The sequence below is a fragment of the Micromonospora qiuiae genome (assembly GCF_016863555.1).
Lineage (GTDB): Bacteria > Actinomycetota > Actinomycetes > Mycobacteriales > Micromonosporaceae > Micromonospora > Micromonospora qiuiae.
On sequence record NZ_BOPC01000014.1, the window covers coordinates 39,158 to 58,407 of the forward strand.

Sequence of the window (19,250 nt, forward strand, 5' to 3'; positions counted from 1 at the left end):
CACCGGGAGGGGTGGCGCGGGACACGACCGGCACCGCGCGCGACACGGCAGAATGGGGGGCGTGGGGAATCTGACCGCGACCCGGCCGCCACAGCCGTGGACCGCTCCGACCGCCAATGACCCGGTGTCGGCGTCGCTACGCCTGCCCGGCTCCAAGTCGATGACCAACCGGGCGCTGGTGCTCAGCGCGCTGGCCACCGGCCCCTCGACGCTGGCCAAACCGCTGCGCGCCCGGGACACCGAGCTGATGGCCGCGGGGCTGCGCGCGATGGGCGCCCACGTGTCGATCGCCGACGACGAGCGCTGGCTGGTCCGGCCGCACCCGCTCGTCGGCCCGGCGCACGTCGACGTCGGGCTCGCCGGCACGATCATGCGATTCGTGCCGCCCGTCGCGGGGCTGGCCAACGGGCAGGTCACCTTCGACGGCGATCCGCACGCGCGCACCCGGCCGCTCGGGCCGCTGATCGAGGCACTGCGCTCGCTCGGGGTGCGCATCGACACCACCGGTCCCGGCAGCCTGCCGTTGGTGGTCCAGGGCACCGGCCGGGTCACCGGCGGCGAGGTGGTGATCGACGCCTCGGCCTCCAGCCAGCTCGTCTCGGGGCTGCTGCTGGCCGCGCCGCGCTTCGACCGGGGCCTGGTGGTCCGGCACGTCGGCCCGCCCGTGCCGTCCGCGCCCCACCTGCGGATGACCGTACGCATGCTGCGGGCCGCCGGCGCGGCGGTCGACGACAGCACGCCCGACGTCTGGGTGGTCGAGCCGGGCCCGCTGACCGGACGCGGTTGGGAGATCGAGCCGGACCTCTCCGGCGCGGTGCCGTTCTTCGCCGCCGCCCTGGTCACCGGCGGCGAGGTGACGCTCCAGGGCTGGCCGCGCGGCAGCGCCCAGCCGGTCGAGCTGCTCCGGCCGCTGTTGCAGCAGATGGGCGCCGAGGTGACGCTGACCACCGAAGGGCTGACCGTGCGGGGCAGCGGCCGGGTGCACGGCCTGCACGCCGACCTGTCGGACGTCAGTGAGCTGACCCCGGTGCTGACCGCGCTGGCGATGCTCGCCGACTCCCCCTCGACGCTCACCGGGGTGGGCCACATCCGTGGTCACGAGACCGACCGGCTGGCGGCGCTGACCCGCGAGTTCACCGCGCTCGGCGCGGACGTGACCGAGTCGCCCGACGGGCTTCAGATCCGGCCCCGCCCGCTGCGCGGCGGGATGTTCCGGACGTACGACGACCATCGAATGGCGCACGCGGCGGCGGTGGCCGGCCTCGCCGTGCCCGGCATCGAGTTGGACGACGTGGCGTGCACCTCGAAGACCATGCCCGAGTTCCCGACGCTATGGTCGGCGATGGTGACCGGCAAGAGCTGAGCGACCAGGTTAGGAGCGGCGCTGGCGACCAGGCGGCGAGAGTACGACGAGGACGATGTCCGGGTCCGGCCCGGCAGGTCCTCGCGTCCGCGTACCCGCACCCGCCCCCGGCACGCCGACGCGAGGGACGCCTTCGTCATCGCCGTGGACCGGGGACGCTACACCTGCGTGCTGGCCGGCGCCGGGGCGGACGAACCGACGGTCACCGCGATGCGCGCCCGCGAGCTGGGACGCAAGTCGGTGGTGGTCGGCGACCGGGTCGGCCTGGTCGGTGACACCTCGGGAGCGTCCGGCACGCTGGCCCGCATCGTCCGGATCGAGCCGCGCCGTTCGGTGCTGCGCCGCACCGCCGAGGACGACGCCAGCACCGCCGAAGGGCGGCTGGAACGGGTGGTGGTCGCCAACGCCGACCAGCTCGTGATCGTCAGCGCGCTGGCCGACCCGCCGCCGCGCACCGGGTTCATCGACCGCTGCCTGGTGGCCGCGTACGACGCGGACATCGAGCCGTTGCTCTGCCTGACCAAGGCCGACCTGGCCGGCCCGGAGGCGGTGCTCGACTACTACACCGAGCTGGAGCTGCCGTACGTGCTGATCCGGCCGGACTCGCCGCTGGACGCGCTGCGCGACCTGCTCGCCGGTCGGCTCTCGGTGCTCGTCGGCCACTCCGGGGTGGGCAAGTCGACGCTGGTCAACCGCCTGGTGCCGGAGGCCGACCGGGCGGTCGGTGCGGTCAGCGCGATCGGTCGGGGTCGGCACACCTCCACCAGCGCGGTGGCGCTGCGGCTGCCCGCCCTGCCCGGTGCCGCCGACGACCCCGGGTGGATCGTGGACACCCCCGGCGTACGCAGTTTCGGGCTGGCACACGTCTCGGCCGAGAGCCTGCTGCACGGCTTCCCGGATCTCGTGGCGGCCACCGTCGACTGCCCGGCGAACTGCCCGCACACCGCCGACGAGGCCGACTGCGCGCTGGACGCCTGGGTCGCCGAGGGCCGGGCCGATCCGCGCCGGCTGGCCTCGTACCGCCGATTGCTGGCCTCCCGGGCGGGCGAGCCCGACCCGCGCGGCGACACCGACACGCGCGGACAGACCGACCCACGCAAGACGAGTTGACCCGCGCGGACGCGCGAAGTGGAGGCGGTCGGCGGCCCCCGTCGGCCGGCGCGTCGCTACCGTGTCCGGCATGACCGGATACGCCGACGACCTCGCCCTCGCCCATCGGCTCGCCGATGCCGCCGACGCCATCTCCACGGCCCGTTTCCGCGCGCTCGACCTGCGGGTCGAGTCGAAACCCGACCTGACCCCGGTCTCCGACGCGGACACCGCCGTGGAACGGGAGATCCGCGCTCTGCTCGCCGCCGAGCGCTCCGGCGACGGGCTGCTCGGCGAGGAGTTCGGCGCCACGCCGGCCGCCGGAGCGCGGCAGTGGGTGGTGGACCCGATCGACGGCACCAAGAACTTCGTGCGGGGCGTGCCGATCTGGGCCACCCTGATCGCGCTGCTGGTCGACGGCCGGCCGGTCGTCGGGGTGGTCTCCGCGCCGGCGCTGGGCCGACGCTGGTGGGCGGCGCACGGCACCGGCGCGTACGCGGGCCCCGACGCCGGCCGGGGCGAGCAGATCCGGGTCTCCCGGGTACGCGAACTGGCCGACGCGAGCCTCTGTTACTCCTCGCTTGACGGCTGGGAGCAGGCCGGGAGGCTGGAGCCGATGCTCCAGCTGATGCGGGACACCTGGCGTAGCCGGGCCTACGGCGACTTCTACGGCTACATGCTGTTGGCCGAGGGCGCGCTGGACGTGATGGTCGAACCCGAACTGTCGCTCTGGGACGTGGCCGCGCTGGTACCCATCGTGACCGAGGCCGGGGGAACCTTCACCGACCTGGCCGGCCGACCGGCGCCTGCGGGAGCCGAGAGCAGCGCCGCGGCCAGCAACGGTGCCTTGCATTCCGACATCCTCGGAAGGCTGGGTCGGCCGATCGCGCACTGACGCCCGGTAACCTCTATCCTCGCCAGGTGGCTACCGCTGGTTGGTGTTTCCTGGCGGCGATGATCGTCGCGTACGGCGTCGCCAACCTGTTGCAGTCGGTCGCCGCCGCCCGGACCACCGTGCACCACTCCTTCGATCCCGGGTTGCTGCTGCGCCTGGCCGGGCACCGCACCTACCTGGTCGGCCTGGTCTGCCAGGTGGGCGGGTTCGTGCTGGCCTTCCTGGCCCGTCGGGACCTGCCGCTGTTCCTGGTGCAGGCGAGCGTGGCGGCGGGGCTGGGAGTCACCGCCATCCTCGGCGTGGTCGTGTTGAAGTGGCGGCTGCCGGCGGCGGAGATAGTGCTGCTCCTGCTGCTCTTCGCCGGGATCAGCGCGCTGGTGCTGGCCGCCCAGCCGGCACCGTCGAAGCCGCTGGGTACGGCGGGCATGCTGGCCCTGCTGGTGACCCTGGTGGTGATCGCGATGCTGGGCTTCTTCGCGGTCCGGCTGCGCGGCGCCCCCGGCTCGGTGGCCCTCGGCTCGCTGGCCGGGCTGGGCTTCTCCGCCGCCGCGGTGGCCGCCCGGCCGTTGGCCTCCGCGCCGAGCTGGGAGGCATTCCTCACCGACCCGCTGCTCTACCTGCTCGTCGGGCACTCCGTCGTCGGCCAGCTCCTGCTCGGGCTGGCGATGCAGCGCGGTTCCACCACCGCCGCAGTGGCCGCCATGGACGCCGCCGGCGCGGTGCCCGCCGCGATCATCGGCCTGTTGCTGCTCAACGACAAGATCTGGCCGGGCCGGGAGTGGCTCGCCGGCATCGGCTTCCTGGTCACCCTCGCCTCGGTCATCGGGCTCACCCGGTACGCCGAACCGCAGCACCACCACGCCGTCGCCCAGGAGGCCACCCGCACCGTCGTCGCCGCCGGCAAGGTGTAAGGAAGGGCCCCTTTTTAACGCCTCGTGTAGAGGAAGGGCCCCTTTTTAACACCCGGCTTTCAAACACCCGGCACGTTCAAGCCGCCTCGACCGGTTTCCGCCGGCCGACCACCCGCTCGTACAGCCGCTCCAGTGCGGCCGCCGTCCGTTCCCAGGTGTAGCTGCACCGCACCCGGTCCACCGCCGCGTGCCCGTACGCGAACCGGCCCGCGTTGTCGGTGAGCAGCCGGCGCAGCGTCATCCCGAGGGCGCGTACGTCGCCCGGCGGAACCAGCTTCCCGGTGACCTCGTCGACCACGGCGTCGGCGATGCCACCCATGGCGTAGCCGACCACCGGGACACCGCAGGCCATCGCCTCCAGCGACACCCGCCCGGCCGACGAGTAGCGCGGGGTGCAGGCGACCACGTCGGCCGAGCGGTACCAGGTGGCCATCTGATCGTGCGGCACCGCGCCCACCAGTTGCACCTGGTCGGCCACGCCCGCGCGCTCGGCCAACTCGCGCAGCCGGCGAGCCTCGGCGTGGTTGGCCAGCCGGTCGGCCGGCGGCCCACCGGCGATCACCAGCTCCGCGTCGCCGACCAGCCGCATGGCCCGGATCAGGTCGTCCTGACCGTGGCCCCGGGAGAGCCCGCCCACCGAGAGGATTCGCGGCCGTTGCTCGCGCGGGGCGGCCTCGCCGTCGGGATGGAACTGATCGGTGTCCACGCCGGTCGGGACCATCGCGACCGAGGTACGTTGCAGGCCCATCCGGGTCAACTCGTCCACCTCGTCGTTGCACTGGGCGACCGCGACGTCGATCGCCCTGGTCAGCGCGCGCTCCAGCGGGATGCGGGCACCCGGACCGTCGTACTGCGGGCCGAGGTGCCGCAACTGTTCCATGCCGATCGAGTGGAACGTCTGCACCACCGGGATGTCGGTCTGCCGGACGGCGTGCGCGGCGGCCAGCCCGCCGATCCAGTAGTGGCCGTGCACCACCTCCGGAGTCCAGTCGCCGGTCCACTGGTCGGCCAGCCACTGGCCCAACTCGGCCACGTACGGCACCAGCTCGGCGGTGGGTATCGGGGCGACCGGTCCGACCGGCGCCCGGTGCAGCCGGTAGCCGTCCACGACGACACTCTCGGCCGCCTCCGGATCGTCACGCCGGGTGTACACCCGGACGTCGTGGCCTCGCCCGGCCAGTTCGGCGGCCACCCGTGCGATGTGCTGGTAGGTGCCGACGACGGTGCTGTCGCCGGACGGCGGCGCAGCGGCGTGGGCGCAGACGAGGCCGACGCGCATGGGTCACCTCCATGCGTATAGGGCGGTGGTCCTCCGGTCAGAGCGTCCCATTAACCCGGCCCGGAGGAGCCGAAACCTGGCAGATCGACATGTGACTGGCGGCATGTCCCCCAGCACAGCGGGGTACCGGTGTGGAATTCTCCTGACCCGAACGGCACGGCCGGCGCCGACATCTGATCCGGGTCCGCCGCCTTCGGGCTGGCCGCCGACGGCACGGCGGTGGGTACGGTCGCCGCGATCACCCGCCGGGCCCGCAGGAACGGCAACCGGGGACCCACCGCCGGTGGCTCACGGTCCACGCTCCCACCGGGGGCCCGGCAGTTGCTGGTCGCCGATCGGCCGGGGCGGCGGCGGTTACGCCGGGAGGGCAGCGGGTAGTGGTCAGGCATGCGCGAGGACGAGTACCCCACCCCCGTGTCCGATCCTGAGGCCGACGGCCTGCCCGACACCGCCGACGACGACTCGACGGCCGGGGACGACGTGCTGACCGGGCGGGAGGCGGACGGGCCGGCACCGGCGCAACTGCCCGGCGACCGGGCGACGACGGTGGCCGTCGACCATTTCGGCACCACGGCCGACGAGCAGCTCGACGGCGAGTCGCTGGACTACAAGCTGAGCCGGGAGCGGCTCGAGCCGGCGGTCGACGATCCGCTCGCCGGCCCGGTCGACCCGGACATCGCGGCCGAGGCGGACAGCCGCGAGCAGGCGGCGCAGGCCCAACTCGACGCCGACGTGATCGATCCGGGCCCGACCTCCGACCCGAAGTCCCCGGTCTCGATCTACGACCACGGCCAACTGGGCGGCACCGCGGAGGCCACGGTCGGCCGGCTCGTCGAACCGGACGAAGGTGCGCACACCAACCAGGAGACCGATGCCATCGCGTACGACGCCGGGGCGGCCGGTGGCGGCGCCAGCGCCGAGGAACTCGCCATCCACGAGACCCGACCGCCGCACTCGGTGTGACGCGGTTCAGTCGTCGAGGCCGCGTTCGATCGCGTACCGGGTGAGTTCGACCCGGTTGTGCAGCTGGAGCTTGTTGAGCGTGTGCTGCACGTGGTTCTGCACCGTCCGGTGGGACAGGCCGAGGCGTTCGGCGATCTGCTTGTAGGACATCCCCTTGGCCACCAGCCGCAGCACCTCGGTCTCCCGCTCGGTGAGCCGGGGCGGCGGGCTTCCGCGCCCGGTCGAGCGGGGTTGCCCGACGGCGGCCAGCCGGCGGTACTCGCCGAGGACCAGTCCGGCCAGCCCGGGCGTGAAGACCGGCTCCCCCGCAGCGGTGCGCCGCACCGCCTCCAGGAACTCCGCCAGCGCGGCGGACTTCAACAGGTAGCCGGTGGCTCCGGCCTTCACCGCGTCCAGCACGTCCTGCTGTTCGCCGCTGGCCGAGAGCATCAGCACCCGGACCTCGGGCCGCGCCGCGCGCAGCCCCCGGATCACCTCGACCCCGGAGATGTCCGGCAGTTGCAGATCGAGCACCACCACGTCGGGAACGGTCGCGGCGACCACCCGGACCGCCTGGCGCCCCTGGCCGCAACTGGCCACCACGTGGTAGCCGGCCTCGGTGAGATCGCGGGCCACGCCCTCCCGCCACATCGGGTGGTCGTCGACCACCATCACACGTACGCCGCTCATCCTCATCTCCTCGGCACGGTGAGTTCGACCTCGGTGCCACTGCCCGGGGTGGAGCTGATCCGGGCGGTGCCGCCGAGGTCGGCCATGCGGCCCCGGATCGCCTGGGCCACGCCGAGCCGCCCCTGGGCCGCGGCCTCGGCGAGTCGGTCCGGCGCGAATCCGGGCCCGGAGTCCCGGATCGAGACGGTGACCGCCGAACCTTCGTCCTCCAGCAGCACCCAGGCGCGCCCACCGCCGTGCCGGGCCGCGTTGTCCAGCGCCGCGCCGGCCGCGGCGGCCAGTTCGCGAGCGACCACCGGGGGCAGCGGAACCGGGGTCGCCGGGGTGGACAGCGAGACGGTGGCCGAGGCGTACCGGCCGAGCAGTCCGCGCAGGTCGACCGGAGCGTCGGTGGCGGGGGCCGGCCCGGCATCGGAGATCAGCGCGCGCAGCGCGGCCTCCTGCTCGCCGGCCAACCGGGCGAGTTCGCCGGCCGTACCGTCCAGGTGCTCGCCCCGCCGCTGCACCAGGGCGAGCACCTGGAGCACCGAGTCGTGGATGTCACGGGCCAGCCGTTCCCGCTCCCGGGTGGCGGCCTCCAACTCGACGGCCCGCTGCAACCGTTCCCCGGCGGTCACCGCCAGCCGGGCGACATGCCCGACCACCACACCAGCGAGCAGCATGAGGATCGCGCCGTTGAGCGCGCTCGGGGTGAGCAAGCCCCGGGTGGCGAGGTCGGCCGCGCCGAGCACGAGCGCGGCCGTCGCGCCGCGCCGCCGACCGCCCGAGACGGCCCAGGCCAGTACCGGCCCGCCCAGCCAGGCCACCGACAGGGTCGGTAGGTCGGCGGCGAGCGCGGCCCGGCCCATCACCACGGGGGTGACCAGCAGGATCGCCAGGACGACCGCCAGATCGGCCAGTAGCAACGGCCAGCCACGGCGGGCCGGGACGGCGTAACCGATCGCGGTGACGGCGGTCCAGACCGCCATCAGCAGCACCAGCGCACCGGCGACGAGCGGGTGGGCGTATCGGCCCGCGTCGCGGGCCACCACCACGCAGACGTACGCCAGGGAGGCGACCCGGTACACCGCGACGGCCCGCCAGAGCGGGACCTCGAAACCACCGGGCGCGGACACGTGCGCCACCATGCCACAGGCCCTCTCGGCACCCTCCGCCGCGCGTGCGAGGGAACCCTGACGTACGGTGGAAAATGCCGCGTAAACCTCCGCGATCTTCCGTCGGGACGGGGCCATGAGGAACGCACAACCCCGCAGACCGCGTACGGTGGTGCCCATCGAACACGCCCTCCTGATCGCCGACGCCTTCGACCAGGCCCAGGTGACCGAGCTTCGACACTCGGTCGCCTCCCACGCACGCTCCGCCGGGCTGCGCGACGATCGCCTCGACGACTTCGTGCTCGCGGTCAACGAGCTGATCACCAACGCCGTGCGGCACGGCGGCGGTCAGGGTTGGTTGCGATTGTGGCAGGAGCCCGGGCTGGTGCTCTGCGAGGTCTCCGACCACGGAACGGGCATCAGCCTCCAGCGCCTCGAAGACCGCGACCGGCCGGCGCCCGACGTCGCCGGCGGCTGGGGCCTGTGGCTGGCCCGCGAGCTGACCGACGCGATGGAGGTGGAGACCGGTTCCGCCGGCACCACGGTGCGCCTCATCTCCGCCACTGTCCCCACCGAGCAGCACATCGGCCGGCACCGGCAGGAGTGAGCGGGTCATTCCCAGCTGTTGCCGGTGATCTTCTCGTAGACCTCGACGTAGCGGGCCCGGGTGGCCGCCACCACCTCGGCGGGCAGCTCGGGCGCGGAGTTCCGCCGGTCCCAGCCGCTGGCGGCGACCCAGTCCCGCACGTACTGCTTGTCGTAGGAGAACTGCGCGCGCCCCGGCTGGTACGACTCGGCCGGCCAGAACCGGGACGAGTCCGGGGTGAGCACCTCGTCGCCGAGGACCAGTGTCCCATCGGCCGCCCAGCCCAGTTCGATCTTCGTGTCGGCGACCAGGACTCCCCGGTCGGCGGCGAGTTCGGCGCCCCGGCAGTAGATGTCGATGGTCATCTGCCGCAGCCGCTCGGCAATCTGGGCGCCGACCTTGTCCACCACCTCGTCGAAGGTCATCGGCTGGTCGTGCTCACCCAGCGGTGCCTTGGTCGACGGGGTGAAGATCGGCTCCGGAAGGATGGCCGCCTCGACCAGGCCGCGCGGCAGCTCGACGCCGGACACTGCGCCCGTTCTCTCGTACTCCTTCAGGCCACCGCCGGTGAGGTAGCCCCGGGCGACACACTCGACGGGAACCATCTCCAGCCGGCGGCAGCGGATCGCCCGCCCGGCGAACTCCGCCGGCACGTCGGTGGCGGAGATGACGTGGTTCGGCACCAGGTCGGCGAGCTGTTCGAACCACCACAGCGACAGCGCGGTGAGCACCTTGCCCTTGTCCGGGATCGGGGTCGGCAGCACCACGTCGTAGACGGAGACGCGGTCCGAAGCGACCAGGATCAGGTCGTCCCCGTCGGCGTAGAGATCCCTGACCTTGCCAGAGTGCAGAAGTTCCACGGCCACAAGTACACACCACCCCTGCCGGAGCAAGGAAGGGCCCCTTGTTAACGCCTGCGGTAGAGGAAGGGCCCCCTTTTAACACCGAAGGCTGGATCAGCGCCGGCGGCCGCGGGTCAGCCGGATCAGCAGGAGGACGATCACGGCCACCACCAGTAGGCAGCAGAGCATGCTCAGGAAACCGAAGAACCCGAAACCGCGCCCGCGTCGCCGGGCGGCCTCGACAACCAGTTCCCCGGTGCCGGTCGAGGCCCACGCGGCGACCGGCACGAACACCGACAACACGACCGTACCCAGGAGCGCGCTGAGCCGCCCCCACCACTTACCGAAGGAAGACATGGGATCATCCTCGCCGACCGAGGCAACCCGGAACGGCGAACGGGCATCGTGTCACGAGCCGACTTCGGCAGGTCGGGGGCGGAGAGTTCAGCGGTTGATCGTCTGGCGCGAGACGCCGGGTGGCGAGCGCGCCCGGGACGACCAGGCCGCGAACGTCCACAGGCGTTACGCACGCTGTCGAGGAATCAGAGCTCCAGGGACGAACAGAAACAAAGGCCCCGGAGATGCCTCGGACGCAACAAAGGCCCCGATCGAAACCGGGGCCTTTGTTGCGGTAGTAGCGGGGACAGGATTTGAACCTGCGACCTCTGGGTTATGAGCCCAGCGAGCTACCGAGCTGCTCCACCCCGCGTCGGTAGATCCACTCTACCCTACCCACCGACATCCCCATCGCCCACCCCCGGTGTGGGTGGGCCCCAGCGAGAAACGAGCCCACACCAGGATCCCTCTGAGAAACGGCCAAAGGCCCCGGACTGATCCGGGGCCTTTGTTGCGGTAGTAGCGGGGACAGGATTTGAACCTGCGACCTCTGGGTTATGAGCCCAGCGAGCTACCGAGCTGCTCCACCCCGCGTCGGTAGAACCACCGTATCGCACCACCGCCGCCTGCTGCAAAACGACCCCGTCAGACACGCACCTCACACCGGTCGGCCGCTCTCTGACCAGGGCAGCCGGTCCGCGCCCTGTCGGACACGGTCGAGGGGTTGCACTCATTTCGAGGCCGACGGTTGGTCCGGCCCCCGACACGCCCGCGATCCAAGCCCAGAATCGGTGATTCAGGCTCAGGTGGTCGCCTGGACGACCGAGACGCCCGATCCGAGCCGCGAGACGCCGTACCACGCGGGTGCCAGTGCCAGCACGGAGACAAGGCCGAACAACAACCAGGCAGGGTTCCCGATACCGGTCCAGAGCGCCACGCCCGCGACCGGACCCAGGGCAGAGCCAATGCCGAACATGGCGTGTGCCGCAGCGATGTACCGGCCGCGCGTCTCCTCCGGGCCCGCCATCGCCGGATAGGCGAACATGGTGGGACCCTCGATGATCTCTGCGAGGGTCCACAGCAACGTCGCCACGACGAACACCGCCAGGCCGCCGGGGAGTGCGTAGAGCGCCATCCCGCTGCCCAGCAGAATGAACCCGACGGTCAGGACGCTTCGTATCCGCCAGTTCTGCACCACCTTGGTCATCAGCAGTTCGAATCCGATGACCACCGCGCCGTTGATCGCGACCATGACGCCGTACCAGAAGGTCTCGAAACCGGCGTCGCGCATGGCCAGCGGCAGGGTGCTGAGGTACTGCACGTACACCGCCGCGTTCAGCAGCATCGCCACCAGGTACGCGAAGTACCGTCGGTCCCGCAGAACCGCGCGGTACCCCCCCTTCGGCTGCTCCTTGCCGGGCACCGCGACCCGGCGGCGGGGCAGTGCGACCAGAGCGATCGCCGCGTACCCGAGTGCGGCGACCGCCTCGCCCCAGAAGAGCAGGTCGTAGGAGATCGACAGCAGCACCGCGCCGAGCAGCGGCGCGGCCGTGGTGCCCAGGTTGAGAGCCAGCCGATACATGGCGAAGACCATCACCTGCCGGTCCCGGGGGGTCAGCTCGGCTATGATCGCGGCCGCGGCGGGCCGATATGCCTGGCTGATCCCGCCGACCAGCAGCACGGCGGCCAGCAACAGTGGGTAGATGCTCAGGTAGAGCATCGCCACCAACAGCACCGCCGTCCCGGCCATGCCGAGCACGATCGTCCAGCGCGCTCCGAAGCGGTCGGTGAACGACCCGCCCAGCAGCACGCCCAACACCGAACCGACGCCGTAGACACCCAGCGCGATGCCGCCCTGCACGTCGGTGAATCCTCGGGTGGTCATGAAGAGCACCAGGAACACCTGCAGGAAGGCACCCAGCTTGTTCACCAGCACGCCCAGCAGGACGGCCTTCACCGCGAACGGCGACTCCGCGTACGTGCGCAGGATGCCGGCATTCGGGTCAGCCACGCCGGTCACGGGGCGTTCGCCGTCATGAGCGGGAACACCCGCAGCGCTGCACCCACCTGATCCAACGCCGCCCGGCACTGTTGCGCGGTGGGCGCGGCGACGGTGGCGAACGCGATGCGGCCCGAGAGCAGCCCGCGCGGCGGCGGGGAGAACACCGCGCCGTGCTCGGCCAGGACGACCGTGGAGTCGAGCTCCGCCGGCAGCGCGGTCGGGTCGAACTCCACCCGGTCCACCGGGGTGTCGTCAGCGTCGACGTAGAAGAACCGGATCCCGGCGACCAGATCGCGGGTGGCCTCGATCAGCGGATCCCGACCGCAGGCCACCGCCGCGGCGATCAGTCCGGGGTTCAGGCCGGAGGCGACCATGCCCAGGTACGGGATCAGGTCGCCGCCCAGCCGGGCATTGACCTCGATGACCTTCGGCCCGTCCGGGGTGAGCTTGAACTCGGCGTGCGTCCAGCCGTTGGTGAAGCCGAGCGCGGTGTGTGTGTCCTGCACCAGAGCCCGGAATCCCGGATCCGACAGCAGCGGATCCCCGTGCGACACCAGATGTCCGGTTTCCTCGAAGTACGGCGGGTACCCGGTTTCCTTGTGCCCGACGAAGAGCGGCTCGACGCGTCCGCCGACCACCACCGAGTCCACACTGACCTCGGGTCCCGCCAGGTACTCCTCGACCAGCACCGCCTGGTCGTAGTCGGGCATGTGCGGCACGGTCGCGGTGTCGGCGAAGGCGAAGTGTTCGGCCAGGCGGGCCGGCTCAGCGACCAGGGCGACGCCGTAACTGGCTGCTGCCGCGCGCGGCTTGACCACGACCGGGTAGCCGATGCCGGCCGCGGCGGTGGCGGCCTGGTCGACTGTTCCCACCAGGGCGAACCCTGGTTGGGGCAGGCCTGCGGCGGCCAGCGCCGTCCGCGACTGGTGTTTGTCGCGGCACCGCCACACCGCCTTGGCCGGGGTTGTCGGCAGGCCGAGTGCCTCCGCCACAGCGGCGGCCTGGTACACCCGCGCCTCGTCCCAGCTCAACACCCCGTCTATCGGGCCTACGTCGGTCAGGCCGTCGACTGCGGCGCGCACATGGTCCAGGTCGGTGCTGGGTACGACGGTATGTCCGACGAGATAGCGCCGCTCCCAGGTTGGTTCCATTGTGTTGACCAGGTGAATTCGGTAGTGCGGTGCCATCGCCGCGAACAGGTACTCGCGATAGCGCCGAGGACCGGTGGAGACGACTACAAGGAAAGGGCGATAGGCCCCGGTGAGATCGGACACCGGATCTGTCTACAAATCCGCCCCGTTCTATACAAGGGGCCGGACGGTTGGAAATACGCGACCGTTGCATCGCGGCTGGTCAGCGAGCGGCGCCGCCGGCAGAAAGAGGAATCCGGACAATGCCGCATTCCTGCCTGATCCGTTCTATCCGCTTGCAATTGACCCGCAGGCCACCCCGGCGACAGCTCGATCAGCACTCGCAAAGATCGGTGGGCCCTCGTTTGACAACGAGGGCCCACCGTTTTCGCGGGATCAGGACCGGACTACGTATCAGATCCCAACTGCGCCGGAATTACCGTATCGCTAACCAGCGGAGCTCGGACTGGCCGCTGGAGTCGGAGCGGCACTCGATCCCCCGCCAGCGTTCGATGCCTGCTGAGCCTGCTGGAAAGCGGTGAGCGCCTCGTCCAACGCCTTCAGCGCGCGACCGTACCGCTCGAAGTCGCCGGACGCCTGCGCGGCTCGCACCTCCGTGATCGCGGCCTGCACCTGGTTCGCGGCCACCGCCAGCTCGCCGGCGAGCGGCGGCGCGTCGTCCGCCGGCGGCGAGGCCGATGGGCTGGCCTTCGGCTTTTCACCGTCAGCCGGCGGTTCCTCCGTGGCCGGCGGTGGGTTGCCGGCGGCGGCCCGCTTGCCCTGCTCGACGAGCTGTTTGATCCCGTCCGCCGGGTTGTCGGCCAACACCACGAACGAACCACCATCGCCGTACGACAGCAGCACCTTCTGCAACAGCGGGTACGCGTCCTGCTGGTTGCTCTTCACGTAGACCGGCTCCACGTAGAGCATGCCGTTGCCGAACGGCAGGGAGAGCAGGTTGCCGTACTGCACTTGGGCCTGGTTCGAGGAGAGCAGGTTCAACTGCTGCCGGATGTTGGCGTTGTTGGTCATCTGTTGGTGCACCTGCACCGGGCCGGAGACCCGGGTCTGGTCAGGCAGCTCCAGCACCTGCAACGTCGGCCGCCCGTCCTGGTACGACCCGGAGATGAGCGCGGCCAGGTTCTGCCGGCCGTTCGGGGTGACCGCACTGGTCAGTTGGAAGCGCGGCTCATCCTGACCGGGGAACTGGGTGTAGAGGTAGTACGGCGGCTGCTTCACCCCGCTGTCCGGCGCGTCCGGGACGTTCGGCACCTGCCAGAAATCCTGGCCCGAGTAGAAGTCGCCGGGGGCGGTGACGTGGAACCGGATCAGCAGGTTGCGCTGCACCTTGAAAAGGTCCGCCGGGTAGCGGAAATGCTCGACCAGCGACGGCGGGATCTCTGCGCGTGACTTGATCAGGTCACCGCCGAACGCCTTGTTCCACGCCTTGAGCACCGGGTCGTTCTCGTCGAACTCGTAGAGGGTGACCGTGCCGTCGTACGCGTCGACGGTCGCCTTGACCGAGTTGCGGATGTAGTTGACGTTCTCCCGGGCCAGCTGGATGGTGCCCCGGCCGGTCAGTTCGTCGGTCGTCTCCTGCTGGAGGTTGACCCGCTCGGCGTAGGGGTACGTGGCGGCGGTGGTGTAGCCGTCCACGATCCACAGCACCCGCCCGTCGACGATCGCCGGGTACGGGTCACCGTCGAGGGTGAGGAACGGCGCGACCTTCTCCACCCGGTCCCGGGGGTTGCGCACGTAGAGCAGCTTGGAGTTCTCGTTGACCGCCTCGGAGAGCAGGAAGTTCGCCTCCTGCTCCTTGATCGCGTAGAGCAGCCGGCGGGTGAAGGATCCGATCTCGACGCCACCTTCGCCGGTGTAGGTGTAGTACGACTCGCGTCCCTCGCCGCTCTCGCCGGCGGGCCGGTCGAACTCGGCCGGGTTGGCGTCCGGGCTGGGCTTTCCGACGATGGCGTAGTCGCCGGGCTCCATCCGCTCGCCGTAGTAGATCCGGGGCTGGCTCGCCGGGATCTGGTCGGCGGGCGACGAGCAGGATTCCTGCGCCCGCTCGCCGAGGAAACCGGAGACGAAGTACGGCTGCCCGCCGCAGACCACCTGGTTGGCGGGGGCGGCCACCACCCCGTACCCGTGGGTGTAGACGGTGTGCCGGTTGATCCAGTTGCTCTGCTGGGCGGTCAGCTCGCCGTAGTTGATTTCGCGTACGCCGACCACGTAGTCCTGGGTCTCGCCGTCGACGGTGTACCGGTCGATGTCGAGCTTCGGCCCGAAGTCGTAGAAGCCGCGGACCTGCTGAAGCTGGGTGTAGGTCTCGCTGACCAGTTGCGGGTCGAGCAGCCGGGCGTTCGGCACCACGGAGGTGTCGGTGGCCAGGCTCGCCGGCGGGGTCAGGTTGCTGGCCGCGTACGCCGAGTTCTGGGCGATGTCGAGCCCGAACGAGGCTCGGGTGGCGTCGATGCTGCGCTGGATGTACGGCGCCTCCTTGTCCCGGGCGCTGGGCTTGACCTCGAAGGTCTGCACCGCCCAGGGGTAGATCCCACCGATCGCCACCGCGGAGACGCCGAGCAACGCCAGGGAGATGCCCGGCCAGACCAGGTTCCGCATCCATGCGTTGGAGAACACGATGATCGCGATCGCCACCACCACGGAGATGTAGGCGAGGATCTCCTTGGCCGGCAGCAGCGCGTTGATGTCGGCGTACCCGGCGCCGAAGACGTTCACGCCGTCGTTGAACTCGAGCAGCATCGACCGCCGGTCGAGCACGTACGCGACTGCCTTGAGCAGGACGAAGACCGCAACCAGCGTGCTCAGGTGGGCCCGGGCGGCGTTGCTCATCCGGTCACCCACGCCCTGCAGGCGCACTCCGCCGAAGAGGTAGTGCATGGCCAGCGAGCCGATCAGGGCCAGGACGACGGCAGTGAAGCCGAGGCCGAGCAGGAACCGCCAGAACGGCAACTGGAAGACGTAGAAGCCGACGTCGACGCCGAACTCCGGGTCGTTGACGCCGAAGTCGCCGCCGTGCAGGAAGAGCAGCCACTGGTTCCATCGGCTCTGCGTCGACAGCCCGGCGAAGAGACCGACGATCGCGGCAGCCAGCGTGATCCACAGCCCGAGCCGGGGGCCGAGCAGCATCCGGTAACGCTCCAGGGTCGCCTGCTCCGGGGAGTGCAGCCGGTTGCGGGGCCGCAGCCGCTGCGCGAGCCAGAGGTTGCCGCCCACGATCGCCGCCATCGCCAGCGCGGCGGCCAGGAAGAGCAGCAGCCGGGTGACGAGCACCCCGCGGAAGACCTCGGTGTAGTCGACCTCGGAGAACCAGAGCCAGTCCGTCCAGGCCTGAACACCCCAGCCGAGTAGGGTGAACAGGACGAACACCCCGATCAGGACACCGATCGTGACGCGTCCGCGTCGGCTCATCCTGGGCAGGGGGCTGCTGCTACGCATGACCACTGTTGGCTCCGCACGCTCGTTCGATCGGCACCGACCAGGCACCCAGAGTACGGGGTGTTTCTGAAAGCGTCCGCGCAAGGTGTCGCGGCACCTTCGGGGGCCCGGCCGTGCCTCGACCGTACGGCCCCCGCCAACCCGGGTTCAGCAGCTGTTCGGCTCGCCGCCGGAACGCAACGTCTCCAGCGCGGCCAGCGCCTCGTCGAGCGAACCCACCTTCACCAACGGCAGGTCGGGCTGCCGGTTGCGTACCGCCTCGGCGCAGTTGGCCGCCGGCACCAGGAAGACCGTCGCGCCGGCCTGCTTCGCCCCGACCAGCTTCTGCGGGATGCCCCCGATCGGGCCGACCCGACCGAGGTCGTCGATGGTGCCGGTGCCCGCGATGACCCGGCCACCGGTGAGGTCCTCCGGGGTCAGCTTGTCGATGATGCCCAGAGCGAACATCAGACCCGCGCTGGGGCCACCGATGTCCTTGAGGTCGAAGGAGAGGGTGAACGGGTGCGGCTGCTGCTGCTCGATCTCGATGCCGATGCGGGGCCGGCCGTCCTGTTCGCGGCTGGTGATCGTGCCGGTGCGGGCGGCGCCGTCACGGGTGTATCCGATCCGCAGCGCCGTGCCCGCCGGCTTCGCCCGGATCAGTTCGGTCAGTCGGGACGCGAGCGGCACCGGCTCCCCGTCCACCGAGGTCACCACATCGCCCGGCTGGAGCACGCCGGACGCCGGGCTGTCGGCGGCCACCGTCTTGACCACGACCTGCACTTCGTATCCCAGTTCCCGCAGCGCGGCGGTCTCCGCGCTGGTCTGCGAGACCTGGAAGTCCTCGGCGTTGCGCTGTTCGACCTCCTCCCGGGTCTCCCCCGGCGGATAGACCAGCTCGCGCGGCACCACCGCCTGCTCGTCGGAGAGCCAGCCCTGGATCGCTGAGCGCAGCTTGACGCTGGGCTGCACGCCCACGGTGGTCAGCCGCAGTTGGCCAGCGGAGGTGGAAGTCTCCCGGCCGGTGACCTGGATCACTTCCTTCCCGTCCTCCTGGCCGAGGGTGTCGACGGTCGGGCCGGGACCGAGCACGACGTACGGGACGGGCGCGCCGAGCACCCCGATGCTCAGCAGGGCGGTGAGCAGAGCACCGAGCAGGACGGTCACGCCGCGACGTCTCATGCGGCAGAGCGTACCGATCCGGACAGCAGCACCCGGGCGGCACGACGAGGACTTCGCCCTCAGCGCAACGGCCGCGCAGGCTACCTGGGGCGCGGCCGGCCTTCATTCGGCCGGAGCGCCGTCTCGCGGCGCGAAGGCCGAACTGTGGCGGTCAGCGTACCGTAGACATCGTGCCTGATATTCCGTTCGGTTTCGCGCTACCGGGTGGGCAGCCGCCCGACCCCAACGACCCCGCGCAGATGCAGCAGTTCATGTCGCAGTTGCAGCACCTGCTCTCCGCGCCGGGAAGCGGGCCGGTCAACTGGGACCTCGCCCGTCAGGTCGCAGCCAGTCAGCTCGCCGCGGCGGGCGACCCGGCGGTCTCGCCGTACGAGCGCAACGCGGTGGAGGAGGCGCTGCGGATCGCCGACCTCTGGCTGGAGCCGGCCTCCGCGCTGCCCTCGGGCATCCGGAGCGCGGTGGCCTGGAACCGCAACGAGTGGATCTTCAAGACCCTCGACGTCTGGCGCAAGCTCTGCGACCCGGTGGCCAGCCGGATGGTCGGCGCGATGGGCGACCTGGTGCCGCCGGAGGCCCGGGCGCAGCTCGGCCCGATGCAGTCGATGGTGGCCACCCTCGGCGGCGCGCTCTTCGGCGGCCAGCTCGGCCAGGCACTCGGCTCGCTCGCCGCGGAGGTGCTCTCCGCCGGTGACATCGGCCTGCCGCTCGGTCCGGCCGGCACGGCCGCGCTGATCCCGGCCAACATCCGCGGCTACGGCGAGGGCCTGGAGCTGCCCGAGGACGAGGTACGCCTCTACGTGGCCCTGCGGGAGGCGGCGCACCAGCGACTGTTCGAGCACGTGCCGTGGCTGCGCGGGCACGTCCTCAACGCCGTCGAGACGTACGCCGCCGGCATCCGGGTGAACCGGGAGGCGATCGAGGAGGCGATGGGCCGGGTCGATCCCACCGACCCGGAGTCGATGCAGGCAATCGCCCTGGAGGGCATCTTCACCCCGGAGGACAGCCCGGCGCAGAAGGCGTCGCTGGCTCGGCTGGAGACGGCCCTCGCCCTGGTGGAGGGCTGGGTCTGCCACGTGGTCGACGGCGCGGCGGCCGGCCGGCTGCCGAACGTGGTGGCGTTGGGCGAGGCGTTTCGTCGCCGCCGGGCCGCCGGTGGCCCGGCCGAGCAGACCTTCGCCGCGCTGGTCGGCCTGGAGCTGCGCCCCCGCCGGCTGCGGGAAGCCGCCGCGCTCTGGGCGGCACTCAGCGAGCACCGGGGCATCGCCGGGCGGGACGCGCTGTGGGGGCACCCTGATCTGCTGCCCTCCGACGACGACTTCGCCGACCCGGTGGCCTTCGCGATGGCCGACGTCGACCTGATGACGGAGCTGGAGAACTTCGACTTCTCCGCCCCTGGTGGGCCGGAGGAGAAGACGCCGGGCGAGCCGGAGCGACGGGACGACACCGACGGCGGCGAGCACCGCTCCTGACCCGG

16 protein-coding genes and 2 tRNA genes are annotated in these 19,250 nt (G+C 71.3%); 7 read left to right on the forward strand and 11 right to left on the reverse strand.

The annotated features are described in order from the left end of the window. Positions 1-61: 61 nt before the first annotated feature. From aroA to Vqi01_RS05885, 4 genes are all read left to right on the forward strand, one after another. Positions 62-1,363, forward strand: coding sequence for a 3-phosphoshikimate 1-carboxyvinyltransferase (gene aroA, locus Vqi01_RS05870; protein ID WP_204033498.1), 1,302 nt, complete (start codon positions 62-64; stop codon positions 1,361-1,363). A 138-nt stretch (positions 1,364-1,501) separates the two neighbouring features. Beyond that, the gene (gene rsgA / locus Vqi01_RS05875; protein WP_239098214.1) at positions 1,502-2,473 is read left to right on the forward strand and encodes a ribosome small subunit-dependent GTPase A; all 972 of its coding nucleotides are present in this window, start codon (positions 1,502-1,504) and stop codon (positions 2,471-2,473) included. A 70-nt stretch (positions 2,474-2,543) separates the two neighbouring features. Further along, positions 2,544-3,347: a histidinol-phosphatase gene (gene hisN, locus Vqi01_RS05880; RefSeq protein ID WP_204033500.1), complete on the forward strand. Its 804-nt coding sequence runs from the start codon at positions 2,544-2,546 to the stop codon at positions 3,345-3,347. Positions 3,348-3,406: 59 nt separating this feature from the next. After that, positions 3,407-4,258 (forward strand): DMT family transporter, encoded by an 852-nt coding sequence (locus tag Vqi01_RS05885; protein WP_239098215.1) that lies wholly within the window; start codon positions 3,407-3,409, stop codon positions 4,256-4,258. Between the two features lie 76 nt (positions 4,259-4,334). On the opposite strand, the gene Vqi01_RS05890 is transcribed toward Vqi01_RS05885, so the two are convergent. Further along, positions 4,335-5,537, reverse strand: coding sequence for a glycosyltransferase (locus tag Vqi01_RS05890; protein ID WP_204033503.1), 1,203 nt, complete (start codon positions 5,535-5,537; stop codon positions 4,335-4,337). Positions 5,538-5,924: 387 nt separating this feature from the next. On the opposite strand from Vqi01_RS05890, the gene Vqi01_RS05895 reads away from it, so the two are divergent. Further along, on the forward strand, positions 5,925-6,500 hold the full coding sequence (locus Vqi01_RS05895; protein ID WP_204033504.1) for a DUF5709 domain-containing protein: 576 nt from the start codon (positions 5,925-5,927) through the stop codon (positions 6,498-6,500). Between the two features lie 6 nt (positions 6,501-6,506). Here Vqi01_RS05895 and Vqi01_RS05900 read toward each other — a convergent pair whose 3' ends face one another. Together Vqi01_RS05900 and macS are read right to left on the reverse strand one after the other, a co-directional pair. Beyond that, on the reverse strand, positions 6,507-7,169 hold the full coding sequence (locus tag Vqi01_RS05900; RefSeq protein ID WP_204033505.1) for a response regulator: 663 nt from the start codon (positions 7,167-7,169) through the stop codon (positions 6,507-6,509). A gap of 2 nt (positions 7,170-7,171) precedes the next feature. Then, positions 7,172-8,284: a MacS family sensor histidine kinase gene (gene macS, locus Vqi01_RS05905; RefSeq protein ID WP_372444316.1), complete on the reverse strand. Its 1,113-nt coding sequence runs from the start codon at positions 8,282-8,284 to the stop codon at positions 7,172-7,174. Positions 8,285-8,399: 115 nt separating this feature from the next. On the opposite strand from macS, the gene Vqi01_RS05910 reads away from it, so the two are divergent. Beyond that, a complete protein-coding gene (locus Vqi01_RS05910) occupies positions 8,400-8,870 on the forward strand; it encodes an ATP-binding protein (protein ID WP_204033507.1) in 471 nt (156 codons plus the stop codon). Positions 8,871-8,875: 5 nt separating this feature from the next. Here Vqi01_RS05910 and Vqi01_RS05915 read toward each other — a convergent pair whose 3' ends face one another. The 8 genes from Vqi01_RS05915 to Vqi01_RS05950 form a co-directional block, all read right to left on the reverse strand. After that, positions 8,876-9,709: a phosphoribosylaminoimidazolesuccinocarboxamide synthase gene (locus Vqi01_RS05915; protein WP_204033508.1), complete on the reverse strand. Its 834-nt coding sequence runs from the start codon at positions 9,707-9,709 to the stop codon at positions 8,876-8,878. A gap of 96 nt (positions 9,710-9,805) precedes the next feature. Continuing rightward, entirely contained in the window at positions 9,806-10,048 is a 243-nt protein-coding gene (locus Vqi01_RS05920; RefSeq protein WP_204033509.1) for a hypothetical protein, read from the reverse strand. Between the two features lie 278 nt (positions 10,049-10,326). Beyond that, positions 10,327-10,400 (reverse strand) — tRNA-Met (locus Vqi01_RS05925). Between the two features lie 147 nt (positions 10,401-10,547). Next, positions 10,548-10,621 (reverse strand) — tRNA-Met (locus Vqi01_RS05930). Between the two features lie 208 nt (positions 10,622-10,829). Next, entirely contained in the window at positions 10,830-12,038 is a 1,209-nt protein-coding gene (locus tag Vqi01_RS05935; protein WP_204033511.1) for an MFS transporter, read from the reverse strand. Positions 12,039-12,043: 5 nt separating this feature from the next. Beyond that, positions 12,044-13,303, reverse strand: a complete 1,260-nt coding sequence (locus Vqi01_RS05940) for an ATP-grasp domain-containing protein (protein WP_239098211.1) — start codon at positions 13,301-13,303, stop codon at positions 12,044-12,046. 303 nt (positions 13,304-13,606) lie between these two features. Then, positions 13,607-16,615, reverse strand: coding sequence for a UPF0182 family membrane protein (locus Vqi01_RS05945; protein ID WP_204033512.1), 3,009 nt, complete (start codon positions 16,613-16,615; stop codon positions 13,607-13,609). A 147-nt stretch (positions 16,616-16,762) separates the two neighbouring features. Beyond that, entirely contained in the window at positions 16,763-17,776 is a 1,014-nt protein-coding gene (locus Vqi01_RS05950; RefSeq protein ID WP_204033513.1) for a YlbL family protein, read from the reverse strand. A 239-nt stretch (positions 17,777-18,015) separates the two neighbouring features. Here Vqi01_RS05950 and Vqi01_RS05955 point away from each other — a divergent pair, with 239 nt between their 5' ends. Then, positions 18,016-19,245, forward strand: coding sequence for a zinc-dependent metalloprotease (locus Vqi01_RS05955; protein WP_504740161.1), 1,230 nt, complete (start codon positions 18,016-18,018; stop codon positions 19,243-19,245). Positions 19,246-19,250: the final 5 nt, after the last annotated feature.